The sequence below is a fragment of the Archangium sp. genome (assembly GCF_045802675.1).
In the GTDB taxonomy this organism is placed as follows: Bacteria; Myxococcota; Myxococcia; order Myxococcales; family Myxococcaceae; genus Archangium.
Genome location: NZ_JBJMQO010000070.1, coordinates 19,587 through 43,302, shown reverse-complemented (window position 1 = coordinate 43,302; position 23,716 = coordinate 19,587). Strand labels below are relative to the sequence as shown.

Sequence of the window (23,716 nt, the reverse complement as noted above, 5' to 3'; positions counted from 1 at the left end):
TATGCCGTCTCCCTCGGACCGTCATCCCCCGCGAAGCGTACGGCGGTGGACGGGAGCCCCTCTCCGCGCTCCTTCCCCTCCGGGCGAGCGGCTACCGTTGGCCCACCATGCGCACTCTCGATATCAAGGACGGACCGATTGCCTCCGTCCTCATCGCCGATGAGCTCGCCACCCGCCAGGACGGCACCCTGGACGTCTCGGTCCGCCTGAAGGACGGCCGGCACTTCATCCTCACCCTCTTCTCCCTCGAGTACGTGCAGCGCCAGCTCGACTCGGCGCTGTCCTTCGTCACCCCCGGGATGCTCGTCGTGAAGCAGTTCTCCGACGAGGCCATCCTCGACGCGGTGCGCTCGGCCATGCGCCTGGACATCGAGCGGCTCGGCGTGTTGCAGCCGCTCATCAATCAGTAGCGGCGAGCGCCGTGAGCTGCTCCCACACCGCGCGCACGTGCCGCTCCTCGGTGCGCGGGGCGCCGATGGCCATGCGCAGCACGTAGCGCGCGGGCGCTCCGTCCACCCCGGGCAGCACGGTGTGGGTGAGGAAGGCCTTGCCCGTGGCATTCAGCCGCTCGAGCAGCTGGCGGTTGCGCGCGTCCGTGGTGGCGGGCTCCTCGCCAGGGTGGGGACGCAGCCGGAAGCACACCAGCGCGAGCGAGCGCGGCACGGCCAGCTCGAAGCGCGCGTCGGCCCGCACCCACGAGGTGAACAGCTCCGCCTGCCGGATGTGCTCGCGCAGGTAGGCGCGCAGCCCCCTGGCCCCGTAGTGGCGCAGCACGAACCACAGCTTGAGCGCGCGGAAGCGGCGGCCGAGCGGCACCTGCCAGTCCCGGTAGTCGATGACGGCGCCGCTCGCGGTGGCCGCGTTGCGCAGGTACTCGGGCATGACGCTCAGCGCGTCCAGCAGCGCCTTGCGCTCGCGCGTGTAGAAGGCGTTGCAGTCGAAGTTGGTGAGCAGCCACTTGTGCGGGTTGAAGGCGAAGGAGTCCACGCGCTCCAGGCCCGCGAGCATCGCGCGGTGCTCGGGGCAGATGAGCGCCGAGCCCGCCCAGGCCGCGTCCACGTGCAGCCAACCGCCCGCGGCGGTGACGCCCGTGCGCTCGAGCACCTCCGCGAGCGCGGGCACCGGGTCCATCGCGCCCGAGGAGGTGGTGCCCAGCGAGGCGCACACGAAGAAGGGCTGGCGGCCGGCGGCAATGTCTTCGCGGATGGCCTTCTCCAGCACCTCGGGACGCAGGGCGTAACCCGCGTCCGTGCCGAGCTGGCGCAGGTGCACGTCGTCCGACACGCCGCGCACCACGCCGGCCAGCATGGCGGCCTTCAGCACCGACGAGTGCGCTTGCGTGGAGGTATAGGCCACCAGCTCCACCTCGCGGCCGAGCGTGCGCCGTACCCGCTCGCGCGCGGCGACCATGGCCACCAGGGTGGCCTCGCTGGCGGTGCCCTGGATGACGCCGCCGCCCGTGCCCGAGTCCGAGCGGAACGCGGCCGGCAGCGCCGTCAGCTCGGCGAGCCAGTCCAGCACGCGCGTCTCCATCTCGGTGGCGGCGGGGCTGGTGGACCAGAGCATGCCCTGCACGCCCAGGCCGGCGGACAGCAGCTCGCCGAGCACCGCGGGCCCCGAGGCATTCGCGGGGAAGTAGGCGAAGAACGAGGGCGACTGCCAGTGCGTGAGGCCGGGCAGCACCACGTCCTCGAGGTCCTTGAAGACGGCCTCCCAGCCCGCGTCACCGCCCAGGCCCTCCTCGGGCGGGTGCGCGGGGAGCTTCGACAGGACCTCGCCCGGAGCCACCGCCGCGCGCACCGGGAAGGACTCCAGCCGAGACCAGAAGTCGGCGATCCAATCCACCATCCGATGGCCCAGCCGCCGGAACTCCTCGGGGCTCAGGTGGGGCACCGCCCCGTCACGCGCGTCGCTCATCTCGGTTCTCCTCTGGGGGTCGGCTTCTCATACGACGGCCCCCCGGAGACCGGTAGCGCTACCTGCGCCGGAAGCGCCGCAGCAGGCCGCCGAGCCCCAGCAGCGCCATCATCCAGAGCGAACCGCCCGCGCTCGAGCACCCGACGCGGATGGGCTCCTCGGAGAGCGGCGGCTCGCCGGAGGAGCCGGTGCCGGGCACGGGCGACGTGGGGGTGACGACGATTCCCCCATCCGTCTCCGGCGTGCCCGCGTCCGGCGTGGGCGTGCCCGCGTCCGGCGTGGGCTGCGGCGCGGGAGCGGGCGGCAGCACGTCCTCCAGGCTCGTCGCCTGCGTGAAACCGTCGTGGTACACGACGCCCACCGGCAGCACGGTGTCGCTGCGGTAGAGGCCCAGCTTCAGGTAGATGCCATCCCCCGCGTACATCGTCGCGTGCGCGTACCGGTTCAGCACGCGCTGGCCGTTGTGCCACAGCTCGACGAAGCCCACGGCCGGGTCCGACGACCACTTCACGTGGAAGACGAAGTCCTGCCACTGCCCGCGCACCAGCTTCGTGCTCCACGGCGTGACGCTGTCGGTGAGCGTGAGGCGGAGCTCCTCGCCATAGACGAAGAACTCCACCGGCGGCGAGCCGCAGCAGCCGTCGTGGTGCCACTGGGTGAAGACCTGCCACGTCTTCACGCTCGGGTAGTCCGCCGGGAACAGCACCTGCCAGCGGTAGTAGTACTCCGAGCCCTCCTGCTCCTTGCCCTGGTAGTAGAGCTCGTTGCGGTTGCCACTGGAGTTGATGGGGTCATCCCCCTGCTTCACCGTGGCCATGAGTGCATGGCGTCCCTGCGTCACCGGGGAGGCCACCACCTGGAGCCGATCCGCGCTCACGCGCTGCGTCCCCGAGTACTGGGAGAGGTCCCCCGTCTCGAAATCTCCCTTCCAGACGATGCCCGCCCACGACAGCCCCGGCACCAGCACGGCGAGCAGTGAAACCAGGAGTCCTCTCATCAAGGCGCCCTCGTTCTTGTTTGAAATCCAACGGCAGGCGCCACGGTCCCACGTTTCTCCTTTATTTCAAGGGGCTGTTATTTCTTTTGCCTTGACAGCCCAGCAGGCAGTCAGGAGAGCGATTGTCCCCTCCGGGTTGTCTTTCCAGACGTGGGAGGAATTGGACCTACCGGGCGGCCGGACGGGCGAGCGGGGAATGCGACGCAGCGCGTCGAAGCAGGGCGGAGGGGCGAGGCATCGGCTGACGGGATGGCCGGGTGGTGTATGGTGGCCCCCCCTCTGAGGTCCCCCCGTGCGAGGGGGGATCCGGGTGCTCCCATGCTCGTCCTGCGCGATGTCCAGAAGACCGACCTGCCCGGCCTGAAGCGGCTCGCCGCGGTGCTCAACACCGTCAACCTGCCCAACAACGAGGAGACGCTCGAGGCCATCATCGACAAGTCGGTGAAGAGCTTCGCGGGCAAGGTGAAGGACCCCTTCGAGCGCGAGTACCTCTTCGTCCTGGAGGACGTGCGCAACGCGCTCATCATCGGCACGTCGATGATCATCGCGCAGCACGGCACCTACGAGGCGCCGCACATCTACTACGACGTCTCCGAGCGCGAGCACTACTCGGCCACCATCGGCCGGCACTTCCGGCACAAGGTGCTCTCCATCGGCTACAACTACGAGGGCCCCACGGAGATCGGCGGCCTGGTGGTGGATCCGCCCTACCGCGCCACGCCGGACAAGCCCGGCAAGCAGCTGTCCTTCGTGCGCTTCCTCTTCATGGCCATGCACAAGCGGCTCTTCCGCCCGCGCGTGCTCGCCGAGCTGCTGCCGCCCCTGCTGCCCGACGGGCGCAGCCTCCTGTGGGAGGCGTGCGGCAAGAAGTTCACCGGCCTCACCTACCACGAGGCGGACCGCCTCAGCCGGCAGAACAAGGAGTTCATCAAGGAGCTCTTCCCCAACTCGGACATCTACGCGTCGCTCTTCCCCGAGCGCGTGCAGAAGGTGCTCGGCGAGGTGGGGCCCAACACCAAGGGCGTGCAGCGGATGCTCGAGCGCGTGGGCTTCCGGTACGTGGAGCGCATCGATCCCTTCGACGGCGGCCCGCACTTCGAGGCGAACCTCGCGGACATCACCCTGGTGCGCCGCTACCGCACGGCGAAGCTGTCCGAGCAGGACTTCGACATGGAGGGCGATGATCTGGTCGTCGCCTTCGAGCAGGAGTCGGGGCGCAACCGCTTCCGCGCGGTGCGCACCACGGGCCGGCTGGACGACAAGAACGCCTACCTGCCGGCCCGGGCCAAGGAGCTGCTGCAGGCTCCCGCGGGCGCCAGGCTGTCCGTCATCCCCTTCGAGTGAACGGGGCCGCTACCGCGCGAGGGGCCGCCGCACCACGCGGTGCTCGCCGCGCAGCAGCGCCAACCACCGCTCCCCCGCCTCCACCGAGGGGCCACCGGGCTCGGCCACCGCGAGCGCCAGGTGCGTCCGCGGCGTGACGTCGTCCAGCGAGGTGGGATCCAGCTCCAACGTACCGCCCCCCGCGAGCCCCACGCGCACCCAGGCATGGGGCCGGGCCGGGCCTCCGTCCACGACGAGCAGCCCGTGCACCAGTGCCACCTTCTGCCCCCGCGCCGCCGCCCGGGCCGCGAAGCGCAGCGCATGGGCCAGACACCCACCCGCCTCGCCCTCGCCGTTCTCGTTCCAGTCCGCGGCGCCCGGGCCCTTCTCCGGAAAGGCCGCGTGCACGGACGCCGCGAGCGCCCGCGCCTCTCCCGCCCGCCAGTCCGTGAGCCACGCGGGGCGCACCTCGACGGGCCAGGGGGGAGCGAAGGCCAGGGGCCCCACCTCGCCCTCCACGGGCAGCCCCTGCGCGAAGAGGTCCGGTGGGGGCCTCAACCGCACGCCCGGTGGCACCGCGCTGAAGCGCGACTCGCCCACCTCCAGCGCCACCATCCGCCCGCGCTCGTCGTAACGCGCCGCGAAGGGCTGGCCGAACATCGTGCCCTCCACCGTGTCGCCCCGGACGGCGGTGACACAGTGCGGCCCCTCGCGGCCGGACAGCTCCTCGCGCCCCGTCACGCACCCGGGCGCCGGTGGGCCCCGCCACAGCCACAGCCCTTGCGGGACACTCGGACGCCCCACGACCGTCTCCCCGGGGCCGAGCTCCACGGTGGCCTCCCGCACGCGCTCCCCCACCTGCCCGCCCCGGGTGTGCAGGTGGCGCGAGGTATAGGTGAAGCGCTTCACCTCGGGTGCGAGCGACAGGGTGACGGTCCCCACCGGCACGCCCCGCCAGGAGAAGACGAAACGAGCCGTCTCCGCGGCGGGGCCAGCCGGCGGACCGCCCCTCGCTGGCAGGGCGAGCAGGAGGACGGAGACGAGGGCGAGCACCCCGGCAGTCTGCGCTGAATTGAGGACCCGGGCGAGAATGCGGGATACGGTGTGAAACCGTTCACTCATGGCCGCCAAAAAGTATCTCTTCGCCTTCATGGTCGTCGGAGGGCTCGCCGTTGCCCTCATTCTCGGCGGACTGCTCTACGCCTTCACCGGCCAGCCCAATGACTGGCGGGGCTGGTCCGTGATGCTCCTCGGCTCGCCGCTGGTGCTGCTGCTCACGAGCTACGTCTTCTGGTACGTCTGGGCCCAGGAGCGCGCCCAGGAGCGCACCAGCCTGCTCGCCCGGCTCGCCGAGGGAGACCTGACCAACGACGCCTACGGTGGCATGGGAGATCAGCGCGAGGTGCGCCGGCTCCTCTTCTCCCTGCGCCGCGCGCTGCGCCAGGTGCAGCGGGTGACGGGCAACGTGCGCCGCACCTGCCAGGGTGTCTCCGAGGAGGTGCGGGTGCTGCTGGAGGCCGCGCGCCGTCAGGGCGGAGCGGTGGAGCGCTCGCAGGAGTCCGTCACCAGCATGGGCCAGAGCCTCCAGTCCGCGGGCAAGCGCGTGACGCAGTTGGAGAGCTTCGCCCAGGAGACGAACAGCTCCCTGGTGGAGATGAGCGAGCGGCTCGGACAGGTGGCCGAGGCGCTGCTCGCGCTCGACGAGTTCTCGCACCGCACCACGCAGCAGGTGCAGGCCATGAGCGAGCGGCTGCACCACATCGCGTCCTCGGGCGACGAGCTGGCGCGCTTCGCCAGCGAGGCCGAGGCCTTCGTGCAGGTGGTGCAGACGGGCATCGACGCCGTGCGCCACCGCGCCTCGGAAACCAATCAGCTGGCCCACGCCGTGACGGCCACCGCCGAGCGCGGTGAGGTGCTCGTCAACGACTGCGTCCAGGGCATGTACCGGGTGGAGGAGACGGTCCGTAAGGCCGCCGAGCTGGTGGACTCGCTCGGCGTGCGCTCCACGCAGATTGGCCGGATTGTCGACGTCATCCAGGAGATCGCCGACCAGACGAACCTGCTGGCGCTCAACGCCGCCATCATCGCCGCGCAGGCCGGTGAGCAGGGCCGTCCCTTCGGCGTGGTGGCCGACGAAATCCGCAACCTCGCCGAGCGCACCGCCCGCTCCACGCGGGAAATCGCCACCATGGTGGGCGGCATCCGGCGCGAGGTGGACACCACGGTGTTGCTGGTGAAGGAAGGCCGCGAGCAGGCCGGCACGGGCGTGCTCCTGGGAGACCGGGCCGCCGAGGCGCTGATGGAGATCCGCACCATCACCCAGCGCACCTTCTCCGCGGTGGAGGCCACGCTGGCGGAGACGAAGCGGCTGGAGGCCCAGGGCAGCACGGTGGTGGATGCCAGCCGCCGGGTGGCCCGGCGCGTGGACGACGTCACGCGGGCCGCCATCGAGCAGTCGGGACAGGGCCGCGAGCTGGTGCACCAGACGCAGCAGATGGCCAAGCTGGCGCAGGAGGCCTCGCACAAGGCCGAGGGCCAGGCGCGCACGGGCCGCGACCTGTCCAGCGCGGTGGTGCGGCTGAGCACCGCCATCGAGGAGATCCGCGCGGCGCACGACGTGTTGATGCGCGGGGACACGGCCATCAGTGAAGAAGTGGCGCGGGTGCGCGAGGACGCGCTCCAGGTCATCCGCATTGGTGACGGGCTGAGCCGCACGGTGGACCAGTTGGCGCACGAAGCGGCGAGCCTCGATGGCGAGGTGTTCCGCTTCCGGCTCCCGGCACCGCACCCGGGTGGCACGCTGCGCGCGGGCATCCACCAGACGGCCTTCGTCCGGGCCCTGGGTGGGTTGGATCCACTCTTCGCCGTGGACAACCAGTTGCTGGAGATGAGCTGCTGCGTCTTCTCCGGCCTGCTGCGGCTCGATGATGGCGTGCTGGTTCCGGACCTGGCCGAGCGCTGGGAAGCGGACCCCTCGGCCAGCCGCTACCGCTTCTACCTGCGCCCGGGCGTCACCTTCCACGACGGCGCGCCCCTCACCGCGCGCGACGTGAAGCGCCACTTCGAGCGCCTGTTGGACCCCGCGGTGAAGTCACCGGACCGGGGCCTGCTCGAGGACGTGGAGGGTGCCAAGGCCTTCGCGACGGGACAGGCCCGCGAGGTGACGGGCATCGAGGTGTTGGACGAGCTGACGCTGGAGATCCGCCTGGAGGAGCCCAAGGCCTTCTTCCTCCAGCTCATGGCCCTGCCGCGCACGGCGGTGGCCCGGGTGGACGCCCGCGGACAGGTGGTGGGCACGGGCCCCTTCCGGCAGGTGGGCTTCGACTCGAACCTCATCACGCTCGAGCGCAACGCCCCCTACTGGCGCCGGGGACAGCCCCTGCTGGACCGCATCGAGTTCCACCTGCTCGACTCGCGCGATCAGGCCGTCGAGGCCCTGCGCGAGGAGAAGGTGGACCTCGTCTCCTACCTGTTCGCCACGCATGTGGCGTCGCTCGAGCAGGAGGGGCAGCAGGTCGTCACCGGCAGCACGCCCTCCACGTCGTTCCTCGGCTTCAACCTGCGCGAGGCGCCCTACAATGACATCCGTGTGCGAAAGGCCATCCGGGCCGGCCTGGACATCCAGGGGTTGGTGGACCGCTTCCACAAGGGCGCTCGCGTCGCACGCACGGTGACGCCGCCGGAGCTCATCGACGACGACAACCTGCTGCCCGAGCCCATCCTGGACATCGGCCTGGCCGAGCGTCTGCTGCGCGAGGCGGGCATCCGCGTGCTGCCGCTGACCATCTACCACGCGGTGGGACGCGACACGTCGGCCGAGGACGCCATCCTCTTCCGGCCGCTGATCGACGCGGGCCTGGTGGAGCTCAAGCACGAGGAGCTGCGCGCGGAGGAGTTCGCCGAGCGGCGGCGCGAGGGACGGCTGCCGGCCTTCCGCGTGGGGTGGCTCGCCGACTACCCGGATCCGGACAACTTCCTGCACTTCCACCTCAACTCGAAGGCGCAGACGGTGTACTCGCTGGGCTACCGCAACGCGGAGCTGGACAAGCTCACGGCCGAGGCGCGCGTCACCATCGACCCCGAGCGGCGCAAGCAGCTCTACCGGCTCGCCGAGCGCATCGCCCACGACGACTGCCCCATCATCCCCATCTTCCACCACCGCGTGTACGCGGCGGCGACGGGGCGGGTGCAGGGGCTGCGGCTGCACCAGACGCCCCCGCAGGTGCGCTACGAGGACCTGTGGTTGGACAAGCAGACGCGGGAGCAGCAGGAGCAGGAGCGCAAGGCGGGCTGAAGCTCAGGGGCGTGCGCGCCGCGAACCGGAGACGCCGGAGCCCTGGGGCCATCCGCGCGTCTCCGCCGTGACGAGCCCCCCGAGGTCGAACGCCTCCAGCCGCCAGGTGCCCTCGCGCTCGAGCGCGATGTAGACGAAGCTCCCCGCCCACACGGCACCGGCCACGCGGGGAGTGCCTCGCAGCGGGCACATCATCAGCCGCTGGCCCTCGGAGAAGAGCTGCACGTGCGTGCGCGTCTCGCCCCCGAGCCGCGCGCTCGTCACCGCGCCCACCGCGCTCCCCGGCAGCATCGCGCCTCCCTGGAGCAGCGCGGCCTCGTGCAACACCCCCGGGGCCTCGTCTGGCAGCACGGACGTCTCCCAGCGCACCGCGCCCGCCCGAGCGTCGAACGCGCGCAGCAAGAGCCCCTCCTCCTCCGGGGTGCACGCCGTGCCGTCGGTGCGCGAACAGGTGCGGGCGAAGGCATAGCCGGTGTCGTCCAGCAGCAGCACGGGCTCGGCGAGCGGCTGCACGCCCAGCATCCCCGCGTCCCAGTCCGCCGCGACGGGCACTCCCCCATCCGAGTCCACGAAGGCCCGCGCTCCAGCGAAGAGCCGCTCCCCCGCCACCGCGAGCGAGGCCCCCGACTCCGGCACCTCCGCGAGCAGTGGAATGGTCCGGAAGCCCATGCCCCCGTCCTCCGGCTCGGCGCGCACCAGCGGCCCGCCCGGCGCGAAGAGGAACACGCCGCCGTGCGAGTCCAGGGCCACCCGCGCCTCTCCCGTGAAGCCCTCCACCGCGCCCGAGCGCAGCACGCCCCCGTCCGGTGCGAGCACCACCAACGCCGCTCCCGCGTCCCCCTCCCCCACCCCGCCCCCATCCGTCACTTCCGGCGGCGCCCACGACACGAGCGACACCACGTTTCCCTCGGAGCCCAGCGCGACACGCCCCGCCCCCGTGGTGGGAACGAGGGCTCCGGCGCCGGGCGGTGGCTCGAAGCGCGTGAGTGGGAGGCGCCACAGGAAGGCCCCCGTCGCCGAGGACGCGTAGGACGCGAGACTCTCGGACTCGTGCAGCACCACGCCCGCGTCCGAGACGGCGAGCAGCGCCCGCGCCACCTCCTCCGGGTAGGGCGTCTCGTAGCGGAGGAAACCCTCGCCCGTGTACGAGACCAGCCGGCAGCCCGCATCGCCCCCACACACCGAGGCGAAGAGGGCATCGCCCCGGGAGAGCAACACCGGCCCACCCGGCTCGGAGGAGGGCTCGCCCCCGAGATCCTGGGAGAAGGCGGGCTCGAGCTCCACCGGGTCCGGCCGCTCGCACGTGCCACCCCTGCAATGGCCCTTGCCCTGACAGGGCGTGGAGGGCGCGCAGAGGAAACCCTCGGGGGTGGACACCTCGCGGCAGGTGCCGGAGTAGCACAGCCGGGCGGTGACACAGTCCACCTTGCCGCAGACGGTGAGGTCCTGCACCGCCACCTCGGTGCAACCCCGCTCGCGGTCGCACACGCCCGCGAGACAGGGATTGGAGGGCACGGGACAGGCCACCGGCGCGGTCACGCAGCCCTCGCTGGGTGAGCAACTGTCCCGGGTGCAGGGATTGCCGTCATCGCACGAGCGCGGCGAGCCCACGCACACCCCACTCTGGCAACGCCCGTTCTCCTGGCAACGGCTCGGGGCGATGCACGCCGTCCCCTCCGGCGCCTCCGACTCCACGCACACGCCCGGCTCCAGCTCGAAGTGGGACTGGCGGCACTGCGCCGAGGGCACGCACGCCAACGGCCGCACGCCCTCGCCGCGCAGCGATACCTCCTGCGTGCGTCCCCCGGCCGAGAGCACCAACGTGCCCTCCACCGGGCCATTGCCCGCGGAGAACAGCACCTCCAGCGACACCGAGCCGGCCCCGGGCAAGGACACCTCGCTCGCGGGCAGGGAGAAGGCGCTCCCCTTCACCGAGGCGGACACCGTCACGTCGGCGCGCCCCGTGGCCGACACTGTCACCGAGCCGCGCGCCGTATTGCCCTCGAGCACCCGGCCGAAGTCGAGCCCCCGCGGCTCCACCCGGAAGTCGCCGCGAGAGCCACCCACGGAAGAGGGCTCGTCACACCCAAAGCCGCCAGCGAGCACGAACGCCACGAGGAGCAGGAACCCAGGGCGGGAGTGGAGCATGGCACCACTGAATCGCGGCCCCGCTCGCACGCTCAACGCCCCTCGTGGGGGACTGGTGGATGAACGACACGCCCTCGTGCCGCTCGCGTCAGAAGATGGGCGGATGCTCGTGCGGCTGTCAGCCCTCCGGAGCCCTCAGCCCTCCGGAGCCACGGGCGCCTTGCGCCGGGCCAGGGCGCGCACCACCACCGCCACCACGCCCACCACCACCAGCCCGAGGATGGCCCGCTGGTATTGCCACATCAGCGCCTCGAGCTTCTCCAGGTTGCCGCCCACCGCCGCGCCCAGCGCCAGCACCAGGCCCGTGTGCGCCATCGCCGAGAGCGCCCCGAGCACCAGCGCGTTGGTGCGCGGCATGTGCGCCGCCCCCGCCGCCACGAAAATCAAGCCGCGCACGCCCGGGATGAAGCGGTTGGCCAGCAGCAGCCACGGCCCCTTGTGCCGCATCTGCGCCTGCACCGACTCCAGCCGCGTATGGGTGATGCCGAAGAAGGCCTCGCCGGGCCGCCGCTCGAAGCGCCCCACCAGCCACCGTCCCACCTGGTAGTTGATGAGCGCTCCCGCCACGCTGCCCGCCACCACCACGAGGAACACCAGCGGCCACGGGTGCTGGCCCCGCACGGCGTACACCCCGCCGAGCAGGGTGATGGTGTCCCCGGGAAACGGCGGCGCCACGTACTCCACCGCCGCCGCGAGGCCCAGCATCAGCAGCCCCAGCAGTCCGATGTGCGTGATGAGGGTGTCGAAGAACTCGACCATGTCCCGCCAGACTAACTGGCGGTCACGGGCGGCGGCAGCACGACGCCACCGTACTGTGAGGCTTCGAGCGTCCCGCACGCCGCGCCAATGTCCTTGCCCCCCGAGTAGCGCCGGGCAATCGGCGCCCCCAGAATCTGCAGGTGATCGCGGAACGCCTTCAGCTCCTCGGCCGAGGGCGGCAGGTACTTGCCCGACGGGTCCGTCACGTCGATGAGGTCCACCTTGATGGGGATGCCCTCGAACGTCTCCTTGAGCGCCACCGCGTCCTCGCGGCCCAGGTTGAAGCCGCTGATGGCCACGTAGGCAATCATGGCCCGCTCGCGCCGCACCGTGGAGTACTCGCGGATGGCCTCCACCAGCTCCGGCAGCGGGTGCGTCTTTTCAATCGGCAGCACCTGGGCGCGCTTCTCCGGAATGGCGCTCGTCACCGAGAAGGCCAGCCGGAACGGGTGCCCCTCGCGCACGTAGCGCCGGATGGCCGGCACATGGCCCGCCGTGGAGAAGGTGATGGAGGGGCCCGCAATGGCGAAGCCCGCCGGGTTGGAGAGGATCTGCGCCGCGCGCAGCGTCTCCTTGTAGTTGAGCAGCGGCTCGCCCATCCCCATGAACACCACGCCGCGCACGGGCCGGTCCGCCTCGGCGCGGATCTGCATCACCTGGTCGAGAATCTCCCAGGTGAACAGGTTGCGCTTGAAGCCCAGCTTGCCCGTCATGCAGAAGTCGCACGCCAGCGCGCAGCCCACCTGGCTGGAGACGCAGACGACGTACTTCTCGTCGAAGATGGGGATGCGCACCGCCTCCACCCGGCCGCCCAGGGGCGAGGCGAAGAGGTACTTCACGAAGCCGTCGTCCGCCTTGCGCCGCTCCACCACCTCCAGGTGCGTCAGCTCCGCGTTCTGCCGGAGGAAGTCGGCGACGCGCCGCGGCACCTGGGGTGCCTGGCACACCGCCTCGAGCGACTCGGCGCCATGGGCGAACACGGAGGCGAACACCTTGCGCACCGCGACCGGCGAGGGCTCGGTGGGGGCGAGGGCCTGCTGCAACTCCGGCAACGACAGCGACTTCAGATTGAGCTTCACGAGGCGGACTTGATTCGGGCGCGCAGGAAATCGGTGAGCTTGGTGGAGACTTCCCGCGGCATCTGCTGGGCCATTGCGCGCTTGCACAGCCCCGGCGTGGCCTTGTAGGTGCGCAGGAAGTCGATGCACGGCGCGCAACCCGACAGGTGCTCGCGCAGGTGCTTCTGATCCTCGGGCGACATCTCGCCGTCGAGGAAGTCCAACAGGAGGTTGATGGCGTCTTTACACGTGTACATCCGGACCTCGGCCGTGGGCTGCCTCGTCATTCACGAAGATGCCCAGCCCCCTGATGGGTTTCACCCTGTCGCTCCGCCCTGATTGTAGAACCGATCAATCGCTTCGCGAAGGGCGAGCCGTGCCCGATGCAGCCGGCTCTTGATGGCGGGGATGGAGTCCCCCGTCGCCTCGGCGATCTGTTCGTAACTGAGCCCCTCCAGGTCTTTCAAGAGAAAGACCTCCCGGTACCCCTCGGGCAGCCGGTCGGTCGCCTCCTGGATGGCCCGCCCCAGCTCGGCGTCGAGAATCTTGCCCTCGGCGCTACGGCTCCAGTCCTGGGCGGGGTAGGCGGCCAGGCTCTCCCGCTCGGTGAACTCCGGGCCCTGGAGCTCTTCCTCGGCCGCCTGCACCACCCGGCGGTGGCGCAGCCGCATCAGCGCGTTGTTGGCGGCAATGCGGTGCACCCACGAGCCGAAGGCCGCATCCCCGCGGAAATCCTTGAGGTGTTGGTAGGCGGACAGGAAGGTGTCCTGGGCGATCTCCGCGGCATCCGCCTCGGAGCGCGTCATGCGCAGGGCCAGGCCGTACACCCTGTCCCGGTGGGCCTCCACCAATGCCTCGAAGGCGCTGATGTCGCCGGCCTGGGCCCGGGACACGTGCTGCCGGTCCTCTTCGAGCTGGCGGTCCTCTTCCTTGACGGCCTCGTCGGACATTGGGGGCGCACCCTCCCAGCCAACACCGTACGGCGTCAAGCGCGCTCGCCGCGCCTGCGCGCTGGCACACGGCTCACGTGTTGACTGTCCCGGACCCACAGCCGGTAGGGTTCCCGCGCCCACTCTCCGGCGTAGTCCACCCCGATGCGCGGCCCTCGCGCCACCTGGGACTCGAGCACGGGCGCGCCCGCCACCAGGTGCAGCCGAGGGTCCTGCAAATCCCAGCGGTTGTGGGCCAGCGTCAGCCCCAGGGCCCGGCACAGCCGCCCCGGCCCGTCCGTCCGCGCCTTCTCCGGCAGCCCCGCCACCGGCTCCACCGCCCGCACCAGCACCGCCGAGGCCACCCCGTCCACGTCCGTCACCACGTTGAAGCAGTGGTACATGCCGTAAATCAGGTAGACGTAGGCCCGCCCCGGCGGCCCGAAGAGGACCTCGGTGCGCGGCGTGCGCCCCTTGGCGGCGTGGCAGGCCAGGTCGTGCTCGCCCACGTAGGCCTCCGTCTCCACGATGCGGCCCACGCGCCGCCAGCCCTCCTCGTCGACGATGAGGTGGGCGCCCAACAGTTCCCGGGCGACGGTGAGCGCGGGGCGCGCATAGAAGGAAACGGGGAGGCTCACGGCGGGGAAACGGATGCCGCCACCGCGTCCTGCCGTCAACGTCCGCGAGCCGTCCCGGGCCCCGCCAGCTCCCCTGGGCTGCCGGGCGGACAGCCGCCGCACGCCGGGCCGCCAGGACAGTTCACAGCGCGGGGGACGTGGTGCATTGTGCGCCCACCATGGCTTCCACAGGCCGCATCTCCGGTCTCCTGCTCCCCCTCTTCTCCCTCCGCTCGAGGACCGACTTCGGTATCGGCGACTTCGGCGGGCTCGATGGCCTCTTCCACTGGATGGAGGCGGCGCGCCAGCGCCTGCTGATGCTGCTGCCGCTGCTGCCCACGGCCCCGGGCGACCCCAGCCCCTACTCCACCCGCTCGGCGTTCGGCCTCAACACGCTCTTCATCAACCTGGAGATGCTGCCCGAGTTCCACGCCACCGGCGGCGAGGCGGCGCTCTCCGACGAGGAGAAGCGCATGCTGGCCGAGGCCCGCGCGGCCACGCGCATCCGCTACGAGCTCGTCTTCCGCCTCAAGGGCGCGGCCTTCCGTCGCTGCTTCGAGCAGTTCGAGCGCACCGAGTGGCCCCAGGGCCCGCGCGCCCAGCAGTTCCGCGAGTGGCGCCAGCAGCAGGGCGAGTGGCTGGAGAGCTACGCGCTCTACACGGCCATCTCCAACGAGCGCCACCACGCCCCCTGGTGGGAGTGGCCGGAGCCGCTGCGCGACAGGCACGCGCAGGCGCTCGGGGCCGAGACGGCGCGGCTGGAGCGCGAGGTGCGCTACCACGCCTGGCTCCAGTGGGTGGCCGAGGTGCAGTGGAACGCGGTGCGCGGGCTGGCCAAGGCCCGGGGCGTGCTGCTGTGCGGCGACGAGCCCTTCATCATCGGCCAGGACAGCTCGGACGGGTGGGCGCACCGGGACGTGCTGCGCCGTGACGCGCGCCTGGGCGTGCCCCCGGATGCCTTCTCCGCCACGGGCCAGGACTGGGGCCTGCCCTACTTCGACTTCGCGCAGATGGAGAAGGACGACTACCGCTGGCTCAAGTCGCGCGCCACCAAGGCCGCCAGCTACTACGACCTGCGCCGGGTGGACCACGCGGTGGGCTACTTCCGCCAGTGGATCCGCGACGAGAAGACGCCCACCGGCCGCTTCATCCCCGACAACGAGGCGGCCTGGAAGGCCCAGGGCGAGCGCCACTTCCGCCTGCTGTCCAAGGACGCGGGCATCGTCGCCGAGGACCTGGGCGTGATTCCCCCCTTCGTGCGCACCATCCTCAAGGACCTGGGCCTGCCCGGCTACCGCGTGCTGCGCTGGGAGCGCGACGACAACGTCTACCGCGACCCGCATGCGTTCCCCGCCGTGTCGCTCGTCACCACCGGCACCCACGACACGGAGACGGTGGCCGAGTGGTGGGAGGCCGCCACCGAGGCGGAGCGGCTGGGCGTGGCCCGCGTCTACCCCGAGTTCCAGAGCGTCACCGCCACGCGCGAGTTCTCCCCGGACGTGCACCGGGCCATGCTCGCCTCGGCGCTCAACGCGGGCAGTGACTTGTGCGTGCTGCCCTGGCAGGACGTGCTCGGCACGCGCGACCGCGTCAACCTGCCCGGCTCCATGAGCGACGCCAACTGGTCCTACCGCATCACCCAGAACGTCGAGGATCTGCTCTCCCTCGAGGAGACGCGCAAGGCCGCCGAGCGCCTGGGGCTCCTCACCGCCTCGGCCCGCCGCTGAGGCGTCCACACCCGGCCCGGGTCCCTCTCCACGGGGGGCCCGGTGCCCGTTTCTCCTCGGGGGGACGTATGACGACTCGCCGCCTCACGCCGGTGCTGCTGGGGGGCCTCGGGGCCCTCGCGGCCGCCTGCCAGCAGACGCCCACCTCCGAGGAGGTGCTCTGCCAGAACTACTGCTACGCGCAGCTCCAGGCGGTCCCCACCCAGGGCGCGGCCACCTGCGCGTCGTCCAACGACTACTACTGGGAAGACTGCGTGCGCACCTGCACGAAGGACCTCGGCACCATCGCCGAGTCCTGCCGCACCTCGCTGGTACGGGCCTATTCCTGTGGCGCGGACCACGGCTGGTTCTGCGTCCCCCAGGAAGGCGGGGAGCGGACCCTCACCCAGTTCGACACGTGCCGCGAGGCCTGGGACACCTTCTACTTCTGCGAGAAGGCCCTCCCGGACTCGGGCACGCCCTGAGCCGCCGTCCCGGGCCCGGCTACTTCTTGTCGATGCACTTCACCTGGCCGGGGAAGCCGTCGAAGATGGCGCACTCGCGCCCTTCCTTCTGGCACTCGAGCTTCTCGCACACGTCCAGGAAGAGGCACAGCGCGGGCGACTTGCCGTATTCGAAGAACACCTCCAGGCAGGCCTGTCCCTCATAGGGGCACCCGAAGGTGGAGCAGTACTGGAGGCCGACCTCCGGGTCCCCCAGTGTCTGACCTTCCTTGAGCCGCACCGCTTCGTCTTCGCTCACACCACAGGAGCAGAGCACCACGAGTGCCGCCGCCCCCAGGAGTCCTCGGATTCGCCATGGCATACGGCCGGACTCTGGAGCAGACGGGCCTGTTATGCACGCCCGGATGCCCTCCGGCCCCCGTCGACTGTCCGATGGACGAGAGCCCACGGCCCTTGCGAGTCAACCGGGTGACTTCCAGGTTATGTACCGACCGTGGACGCCGCCTCGCACCCTCGACCCTTCCTCTCCGTCCTCACCCTGCTCACGCTCTCGGCCGGGTGCGCCACCACCTCGGGGGCCCAGCCCGATCAGCCCAAGGTGGTGAAGCTCGACCTCGAAGGCACCCAGCAGGTCAAGGCCTCGGACATCAAGGAGAAGATCGTCACCAGCAAGACGCCCTGGTGGGAGCCCCTCAACCCCTTCGTCGGGCCCAACTACTTCGACCCCAACACCTGGCAGGCGGACCTCAAGCGCATCGTCCGCTACTACCAGGCCCAGGGGTACTACGACGCCCGCATCGACTCGGCGACGCAGCAGCCCAGGGGCAAGGACGGCATCGCGCTCGAGGTGAAGGTGCGCGAGGGCACGCCCACCCAGGTCACCGCGTTGAACGTGACGGGCCTGGATGAGCTGCCCGGGGAGCACCAGCGCAAGGCCCTGGACGAGCTGCCCGTGGCCCGGGGCGGCGTCTTCCGCGAGGCGGACTGGGAGGCGACGAAGGAGCAGGTGAAGCAGCGCCTGCGCGAGCTGGGCTACGCCGAGGCGGAGGTGGGCGGCGAGGTGCGGGTGGACCTGGCCACGCATGGCGCCCAGGTGGACCTGCAGGTGAAGCCGGGCCCGCGCTACCGCTTCGGCAACATCTTCGTGGCCACGGACGCCAACCCGCAGGTGAACCCGCGGCGCATCATCGAGCAGGCCCAGGGCGCGGTGCGCAAGGGCGACTGGTACAGCGAGTCGGCCCTGGCCGAGGCCCAGGCGCGCGTGTTCCGCATGGGCGTCTTCGGCGCGGTGAAGGTCAACCGCGGCGCCCCGGACCGCGAGTCGCGCATGGTGCCGGTGGTGGTGGACGTGCGCGAGGCCCCCTTCCGCTCCATCCGCCTGGGTGGCGGCGTGGGCCTGGACTCGGCCCGGCAGGAAGGGCGCGTGCTGGGCGAGTGGACGGACCGCAACTTCCTGGGCGGCCTGCGCCGCCTCACCATCAACGGCCGGCTGGGCTACGCCTTCATCCCCAACATCACCGCCGCCTTCGACAAGGTCGATACCAATGGGGACGGCGTGGGGGACGCGCCCAACGTCGCCACCCCGCACGGCCCCATCGGCCAGCTCTCCATCGAGTTCGAGCAACCGCGCTTCCTCGCGCGCGACCTGCGGTTGCAGACCTCCCTCACCGCGGAGCGGGGCCTGGAGCAGGCGTACAACTACATCGGGGGTCGCGGCCGGGGCGGCGTCGTCTGGCAGCCCCATCCGGACTTCTCCCTCACCCCCACCTACAACCTGGAAATCTACCGGCTCGAGGGCCAGCGCGGCGTGGGAGACCAGACCACGGTACCCCCGCTCGTGCTGGGCTGCCCGGCGGGCACGGTGAGCACCTGCAACATCTCGGTGAGCTACCTGGAGCAGGTGGCCGAGTTGAACCGCCGTGACAACCCCATCGCGCCGCGCCGTGGCTTCTACACCTCGCTGTCGTTGCAGGAGGGCGGCGGGCCGCTGCAGGGAGACTTCACCTTCGTGCGCGTGATGCCGGACGTGCGCGGCTACATCACCTTCGGCGCCAGCGACCGCTTCACCCTCGCGGCGCGGCTGCGCCTGGGCACGCTGCTCACCCCCTTCGTCACCAACGAGACGGGCGAGCGCATCCGGCAGGAGAGCGCCGTCGTCAACCGCTTCTCCTCGGGCGGCGGCGCCTCCATGCGCGGTTTCAACAGCCGCCGGCTGTCCCCCATGAACATCAGCAGCCCCACCGCGGAGCAGCCCTCGGACCGGGTCGTCCCCATCGGCGCCAACAGCCTCGTGGAGACCTCCGTGGAGCTGCGCCTCAAGCTGTTCGGGGACCTGACCCTGGCCGCCTTCCACGACTCGGGCCTGGCCGGCGCGGGTCCGCTCAACTTCGGCTCCCACCAGGACGACGTCCGCAAGGAGAGTAGCCGCATCTTCGGCGACTACCACTACCAGGCGGTGGGCCTCGGCTTGCGCTACGCCACCATCGTGGGCCCGGTGCGGCTGGACCTCGCCCGGAGGTTGAATATCGGCCGTCCCCTGCCCATCTTCGACCCCTCCACGGGCGGAGCCACCACCGTGGGCGGCTGGGGTGACTGCTTCGGACTCGGCGTCAAACAACGCCGGGTGCCGGACCCCACCCCCACCGACCCCGGCCGCATGAGGCTCGTCAACGTGGAGCAGGAATACGCGGGCGCCCCCGAGGGCTACTGCACCTTCTTCCTCTCGATTGGAGAGGCATTTTGAGCACCGGCAACCCCACTCCTCCCGAGGCCCCTTCCTCCCCTCCGCCCCGCCGCCGGCGGCACCCGGGCCGATGGCTGCTCTGGGGCCTGCTCGGGTTGCTCGTGCTGGTGCTGGTGCTCGTGGTGGGCGCGCTCATCTACGCCACCGGGCCCGCTGGAGAGGCCCGCATCCGCGCCCTGGCCATCGAGCAGGCGAACAAGCAGCTCATGGGCCGCGTCGAGATTGGCGGGCTCGACTTGAGCCTGCGCTCGCTCGTGCTCACCGGCGTGAAGCTGTACGACCCCGAGGGCGAGCTGGTGGCGGAGATAGACAGGGTGGAGGCGCGGGTGGCGCTCGCCCCGCTGCTGCGCAAGCACGTGGTGCTCCAGGAGGCCCGGGTGGAGCAGCCGCACCTCTACCTCCACCAGGACGAGCGCGGCCTCAACCTCTCGCGCGCCATCGAGCCCCGGCAGCCCAAGCCGGAGGACCCGAACGCGCCGCGCGGCACCCTGCGCTTCACCCTCGAGGACCTCCAGCTCACCGATGGCTCCGTCGACTACGTGGCCCAGGCCCCCGAGGGCCAGCGCGAGGTGCGCCTGGATGACCTCGATGCCTCGGGCGCGGCCTCCTGGGCCTCGGCCACCGAGGCGCTCGACGCGAAGCTCGAGGCCACCGCCAGCCTCGCCCGTCCCCTCGCGGGCCCGGTGCGCCTGTCGCTCACGGCCGGGGGCCAGGAAGGCAAGCTGAACGCCGACGTGGACCTCGACGCCCCGGGCCTCACGCTGCGCGCCAACGGCGGCACCGAGGGCGAGAACCAGGCCCGCGCCGAGGTGAAGCAGCTCACCCTCACGCCCGAGACGGCCCGCGCCTTCCTGCCCTCCTACCCCGTGGCCGCGCCCGTCACCCTCTCGGGCAGCGTGGCGCAGGCCGGGGACACCGTGCGCGTGAACCTGGAGGCGCGGGCAGCGGACGGCACGGCGAAGGTGGAGGGCTCGCTCGATACGGCGAAGCTGCGCACCGACGGCCTCACCGCCCACGTGCGCGGATTGGACCTCGCGAAGCTGCTGGGCGGTGGCCCGAGCACCGTGCTCGCCGCGGACCTGAGCGTGCGCGGCGGCGGCAAGAGCCTGGAGACGCTCGATGGGACGGTGGACCTCACCCTGCCGCCCTCGAGCATCGACGGCCAGCCGCTCGGGCCGATGGAGCTGCACGCGAGCGCGAAGGACGGCCGCTTCGAGCTCTCCCAGCTCCAGGCCCAGGCGCCCGGCGTCAACCTCACCGCGCGCGGCGGTGGCACCCAGGAGGACGTGCGGCTCGAGGGCCGGCTCGTGGCCTCCAACCTGGACGCCTTCGCCAACACCGTGGGGCGCCTGGGCAACGGCCAGCCCCTGCCCCTCTCGGGCCACGGCGCCGTGGACTTCACCGTCACCGGCCCCGTCCGCCATCCCGCCGTCAGCTTGAAGGGCGGCTTCGACACGCTCGCCTGGGCCGATACCTCCGTGCAGGGCCTCTCGCTCGACGCGCGCGTGCCGGACGTCACCCAGCCCCTCACCACGGATGCCACGCTGAAGGCCAGCAAGCTGAGCACCGGGGGCCGCACCTTCGAGAACCTCAACGCCTCGCTCCTCACCCGCGACCGGGCCCTCGAGGCCTCCGTGACGACCGGCGGCGCGACGAACCTCCTCGTGTCGCTGCGCGGCACCGTGGACAAGGACAACCAGGGCCTCGGGCTCGACGCCCTCACCCTGCGCTACCCCGAGGCCGAGTGGCTCCTCCAGCGCCCCACCCACGTGGACTGGGGCAACGGCCGCATCGAGGTGGAGCCCGCGCTCTCCCTCGCCTCCGGCCCGCAGGCCCTCTCGCTGGCGCTGTTGATGGAGGGCGAGCGCATCACCGCGCGCACCGAGCTGCGGGCCTTCGACCTCGGGCGGCTGCCCAAGGCCTTCCTGCCGCCCACGCTCGACGTGGCGGGCCAGCTCTCCGGCCAGGTGGCGGTGAATGGACGCCTGCCCCGCCCGGACACCACCGTGGACCTCTCCCTGCGCGGCGGCCGCTACCAGCAGTACAGCGACCTGGCCTTCGACCTGAAGGGCCGCTACGTGCGCGACCGCGCCACCGGCACCTTCGCCGCCAACGCTCCCGCCGGCCGCGTCTCCTCCACCTTCGACGTGCCCGTGCAGGGACTGATGCTGCACCGCCGCGAGCCCGTGAGCCTGGAGCTGACCGCGGAGCGCGTGGACATCGGCCCCGCGCTGCGCATGGCCGGCCAGCCCGAGTCCGCCACCGGCATCCTCTCCGGCACCCTGACGCTCAAGGGGCTGGCGAATGATCCCCGCCTGGCGCTCGCGCTCAAGGGAGAGAACCTGCGCTACTGGGGCACCCCGTCTCAGCAACACCCGCCCGTGGTGCTCGCCCCCGGCGCGCTGCCTCCCCAGGTCGGTGGCGAGCCGCTCGGCATCGAGCTCACCGCCCGCTCCGATGAGCAGGACGCCACGCTCAGCGCGACCCTGGATGTGCACGGCATCGGCTCGAAGGCCTCGGCCACCCTCGTGACACCCTTCACCGTGGGCCAACTGCTGGCGAAGCCGCCCACCGCGTCCCAGATGATGGAGACGCCCATGCGCCAGCTCCAGGCCGAGCTGAACGACATGCCGCTCGCGCTCCTCTCGCAGCTCGGCATGGCCGACCGCGCGGGCGGCACGGTGTCGATGTCGGCCCACCTCACCGGCCCCCTGCTGGCCCCCGTGGGCGAAGTGAAGCTGCAGGCCCGCCGGGCCACGATGAATGGCCTCCAGCCGCTCGACGGCGAGCTCGCGCTGCGCACGGATGAGTCCTCCGTGAAGCTCCAGCTCGCCGCGCGCCGCGAGAGCACCCTGCTCGCCCAGGTGGACGCCACCGTCGACGCCCCCATCGCCGCCCTGCAGGACCAGGAAGTGGTGGGCCGCGTTCCCTTCACGCTCGCCCTCCGCGCCGGGCCCATCTCCCAGCGCGAGCTGATGGGCCTGTCCGCCGCCGCCACGGCCCGCGCCGACCTCATCCGGTGCAGGACCGGCGCCACCGAGGACGAGGAGCAGCTCCCCGACCAACAGAACATCCTCTCGGTGAGCCTGCGGGCGCGCGGCACACTCGAGGAGCCCCAGATGGACCTCACCGCCGGCGTGCAGAACATCGGCGTGAGCCAGGTGGGCCTCGGCCAGGCGCGCCTGCACTACACCTACGACAAGGCCCGCTCCGAGTTCACCGCCCAGCTCGCCTCTCCCAAGGGTGGCACCCTGCTGGCCCGGGGACACGCCACCCAGGAGCTGTCCCTGTCCGCCGTGCGCCGCGGCCTCGACTTCTCCCGCGCGCCCCTGGAAGTGGACGTGGACGCGCACCAGTTCGACCTGTCCTTCCTCTCCGGCTCGCGCCTGCCCATGGTGCGCTCCATCGGCGGCGTGCTCGCCATGGACAAGGTGCACGTGGGTGGCACCATCGGGGCCCCCTCCTTCCGCGGCAAGCTCGAGTGGAAGGACGGCCGCCTCGCCCTGGAGGGCCTCGGCGACTACCAGAAGATCCACGTGGCGCTCGACGGCACCGACCAGCGCTTCGAGCTGTCCGACTTCTCCGCGTCGAGCGGCGGCGGCAACATGAGCCTCAAGGCCAAGGCCGAGCGCACCCAGGCGGAACAGTTCGCCTTCAGCGGCGAGGGCAGCCTGGACGACTTCCCCCTCGTCTACGACGACCAGCTCCTCGCGCTCGTCCAGCTGCGCACCCACTTCGAGGGCGAGGCCTCCAACAAGCTCGTCAACCTGCGCAACCTCTCCATCCCCGAGGCCCACGTCCACCTGCCCGACGCCAGGCGCAAGGACCTGCAGGCGCTCGACCGGCCCGAGGGCATCGTCCTGGTGTGCAACGGCACGCCCCTCCAGCCCACCAAGGACAAACGCACCGCGCCTCCCGCGGGCGGCGCCAGCCCCGGCAATGGCCCAGGCACGGGGAGCACCACCGGCACCGGAGGCTCGGGCCGCGGCGACACCGGCGAGGAGCCCCAGCGCCAGTACTGGATCAACATCAACGCACCCCGCAACCTCTGGGTGAATGGCTCGGACGTCAACGCGGAGATCGGCCTGTCGGAGAACTTCCGCGTCGAGTACTCCACCGCCGCCTCCATCTACGGCGAGGTGCGCGTCATCCGCGGCGAGGTGGAGGTGCTCGGCCGGCGCTTCAACATCCAGAATTCCAGCCAGGTGCGCTTCACCGGCCCGGCCCTCACGCCGTACATCAACGCCACCGCCGAGTACAACAACGAGAAGGCCGGCGTGAAGGTCTTCGTCGCCGTGCGCGGCCAGGGCAAGGACTTCACCATCAAGCCCACCAGCGAGCCGCCCCTGCCCGAGACGGAAATCTATACGCTCCTGGCCACCGGCCGGCGCACGCTGCACGCGGGCTCGGGCGCGTCGATGAACCAGGGACAGGTGGCCTCCGTGCTCGGCTCGGTGCTGGCCTCGCAGGCGCGCAAGGCCCTGGCCGCGAAGCTCCCGCTCGACGTGCTCACCATCGAGGCCGGCGAGCAGGGCCTCTCGGGCGCCCGGCTCGAGGTGGGCAAGTACTTCACCGACGAGCTGTACGTCGGCTACAGCGGACGCCTCGGCGCCCCGCAGAGCCAGTCCACCACCCGCCGCGAGAACGCCAACGCCGTGCGCCTGGAGTACCAGTTCAGCCCTCGCTGGAGCCTCGAAGGCGAGTACGGCGACGCGCAGCAGGGCGGCGCCGACGTCATCTGGAGCAAGGACTACTGAGCGT

Annotated in this window: 17 protein-coding genes; 7 read left to right on the top strand and 10 right to left on the bottom strand. The window is 71.4% G+C overall.

Going from position 1 to position 23,716, the window contains the following annotated elements; genetic code table 11:
- The first annotated feature begins 107 nt into the window (after positions 1–107).
- Positions 108–410: a hypothetical protein gene (locus ACJ8AN_RS19535; RefSeq protein ID WP_407756910.1), complete on the top strand. Its 303-nt coding sequence runs from the start codon at positions 108–110 to the stop codon at positions 408–410.
- On the opposite strand, the gene ACJ8AN_RS19530 is transcribed toward ACJ8AN_RS19535, so the two are convergent.
- Together ACJ8AN_RS19530 and ACJ8AN_RS19525 are read right to left on the bottom strand one after the other, a co-directional pair.
- On the bottom strand, positions 400–1,917 hold the full coding sequence (locus ACJ8AN_RS19530) for a pyridoxal-dependent decarboxylase (RefSeq protein ID WP_407756909.1): 1,518 nt from the start codon (positions 1,915–1,917) through the stop codon (positions 400–402). The two genes, ACJ8AN_RS19535 and ACJ8AN_RS19530, sit on opposite strands and share 11 nt — an antisense overlap.
- Before the next feature lie 58 nt (positions 1,918–1,975).
- A complete protein-coding gene (locus ACJ8AN_RS19525) occupies positions 1,976–2,914 on the bottom strand; it encodes a polysaccharide lyase (protein ID WP_407756908.1) in 939 nt (312 codons plus the stop codon).
- Positions 2,915–3,232: 318 nt separating this feature from the next.
- Between ACJ8AN_RS19525 and ACJ8AN_RS19520 the strand changes: the two genes are divergently transcribed.
- Positions 3,233–4,258, top strand: coding sequence for an arginine N-succinyltransferase (locus tag ACJ8AN_RS19520; RefSeq protein ID WP_407756907.1), 1,026 nt, complete (start codon positions 3,233–3,235; stop codon positions 4,256–4,258).
- A gap of 9 nt (positions 4,259–4,267) precedes the next feature.
- On the opposite strand, the gene ACJ8AN_RS19515 is transcribed toward ACJ8AN_RS19520, so the two are convergent.
- Positions 4,268–5,290: a transglutaminase domain-containing protein gene (locus ACJ8AN_RS19515; protein WP_407756906.1), complete on the bottom strand. Its 1,023-nt coding sequence runs from the start codon at positions 5,288–5,290 to the stop codon at positions 4,268–4,270.
- Positions 5,291–5,357: 67 nt separating this feature from the next.
- On the opposite strand from ACJ8AN_RS19515, the gene ACJ8AN_RS19510 reads away from it, so the two are divergent.
- Positions 5,358–8,531 (top strand): ABC transporter substrate-binding protein, encoded by a 3,174-nt coding sequence (locus ACJ8AN_RS19510; RefSeq protein ID WP_407756905.1) that lies wholly within the window; start codon positions 5,358–5,360, stop codon positions 8,529–8,531.
- A gap of 3 nt (positions 8,532–8,534) precedes the next feature.
- On the opposite strand, the gene ACJ8AN_RS19505 is transcribed toward ACJ8AN_RS19510, so the two are convergent.
- The 6 genes from ACJ8AN_RS19505 to ACJ8AN_RS19480 form a co-directional block, all read right to left on the bottom strand.
- Positions 8,535–10,679: a hypothetical protein gene (locus ACJ8AN_RS19505; protein WP_407756904.1), complete on the bottom strand. Its 2,145-nt coding sequence runs from the start codon at positions 10,677–10,679 to the stop codon at positions 8,535–8,537.
- Positions 10,680–10,814: 135 nt separating this feature from the next.
- On the bottom strand, positions 10,815–11,438 hold the full coding sequence (locus tag ACJ8AN_RS19500; RefSeq protein ID WP_407756903.1) for a DedA family protein: 624 nt from the start codon (positions 11,436–11,438) through the stop codon (positions 10,815–10,817).
- A gap of 11 nt (positions 11,439–11,449) precedes the next feature.
- Positions 11,450–12,517 (bottom strand): radical SAM protein, encoded by a 1,068-nt coding sequence (locus ACJ8AN_RS19495; protein ID WP_407756902.1) that lies wholly within the window; start codon positions 12,515–12,517, stop codon positions 11,450–11,452.
- On the bottom strand, positions 12,514–12,753 hold the full coding sequence (locus ACJ8AN_RS19490) for an anti-sigma factor family protein (protein WP_407756917.1): 240 nt from the start codon (positions 12,751–12,753) through the stop codon (positions 12,514–12,516). The genes ACJ8AN_RS19495 and ACJ8AN_RS19490 overlap by 4 nt, the downstream gene beginning before the upstream one ends.
- 60 nt (positions 12,754–12,813) lie before the next feature.
- Positions 12,814–13,446 (bottom strand): RNA polymerase sigma factor, encoded by a 633-nt coding sequence (locus ACJ8AN_RS19485; protein ID WP_407756901.1) that lies wholly within the window; start codon positions 13,444–13,446, stop codon positions 12,814–12,816.
- Between the two features lie 35 nt (positions 13,447–13,481).
- Entirely contained in the window at positions 13,482–14,063 is a 582-nt protein-coding gene (locus ACJ8AN_RS19480) for a DNA-3-methyladenine glycosylase (protein WP_407756900.1), read from the bottom strand.
- 158 nt (positions 14,064–14,221) lie between these two features.
- Here ACJ8AN_RS19480 and ACJ8AN_RS19475 point away from each other — a divergent pair, with 158 nt between their 5' ends.
- Positions 14,222–15,769 carry a 4-alpha-glucanotransferase gene (locus ACJ8AN_RS19475; protein WP_407756899.1) on the top strand — a complete coding sequence of 516 codons (1,548 nt, stop codon included), beginning with the start codon at positions 14,222–14,224 and terminating at the stop codon, positions 15,767–15,769.
- Between the two features lie 68 nt (positions 15,770–15,837).
- Positions 15,838–16,233 carry a hypothetical protein gene (locus tag ACJ8AN_RS19470; RefSeq protein ID WP_407756898.1) on the top strand — a complete coding sequence of 132 codons (396 nt, stop codon included), beginning with the start codon at positions 15,838–15,840 and terminating at the stop codon, positions 16,231–16,233.
- Positions 16,234–16,252: 19 nt separating this feature from the next.
- Here ACJ8AN_RS19470 and ACJ8AN_RS19465 read toward each other — a convergent pair whose 3' ends face one another.
- On the bottom strand, positions 16,253–16,510 hold the full coding sequence (locus ACJ8AN_RS19465; protein WP_407756897.1) for a hypothetical protein: 258 nt from the start codon (positions 16,508–16,510) through the stop codon (positions 16,253–16,255).
- Between the two features lie 195 nt (positions 16,511–16,705).
- Here ACJ8AN_RS19465 and ACJ8AN_RS19460 point away from each other — a divergent pair, with 195 nt between their 5' ends.
- Positions 16,706–18,955 (top strand): outer membrane protein assembly factor, encoded by a 2,250-nt coding sequence (locus ACJ8AN_RS19460; protein ID WP_407756896.1) that lies wholly within the window; start codon positions 16,706–16,708, stop codon positions 18,953–18,955.
- Positions 18,952–23,712 (top strand): translocation/assembly module TamB domain-containing protein, encoded by a 4,761-nt coding sequence (locus ACJ8AN_RS19455; protein WP_407756895.1) that lies wholly within the window; start codon positions 18,952–18,954, stop codon positions 23,710–23,712. Before ACJ8AN_RS19460 ends, ACJ8AN_RS19455 begins: the two co-directional genes overlap by 4 nt.
- Positions 23,713–23,716 lie beyond the last annotated feature (4 nt).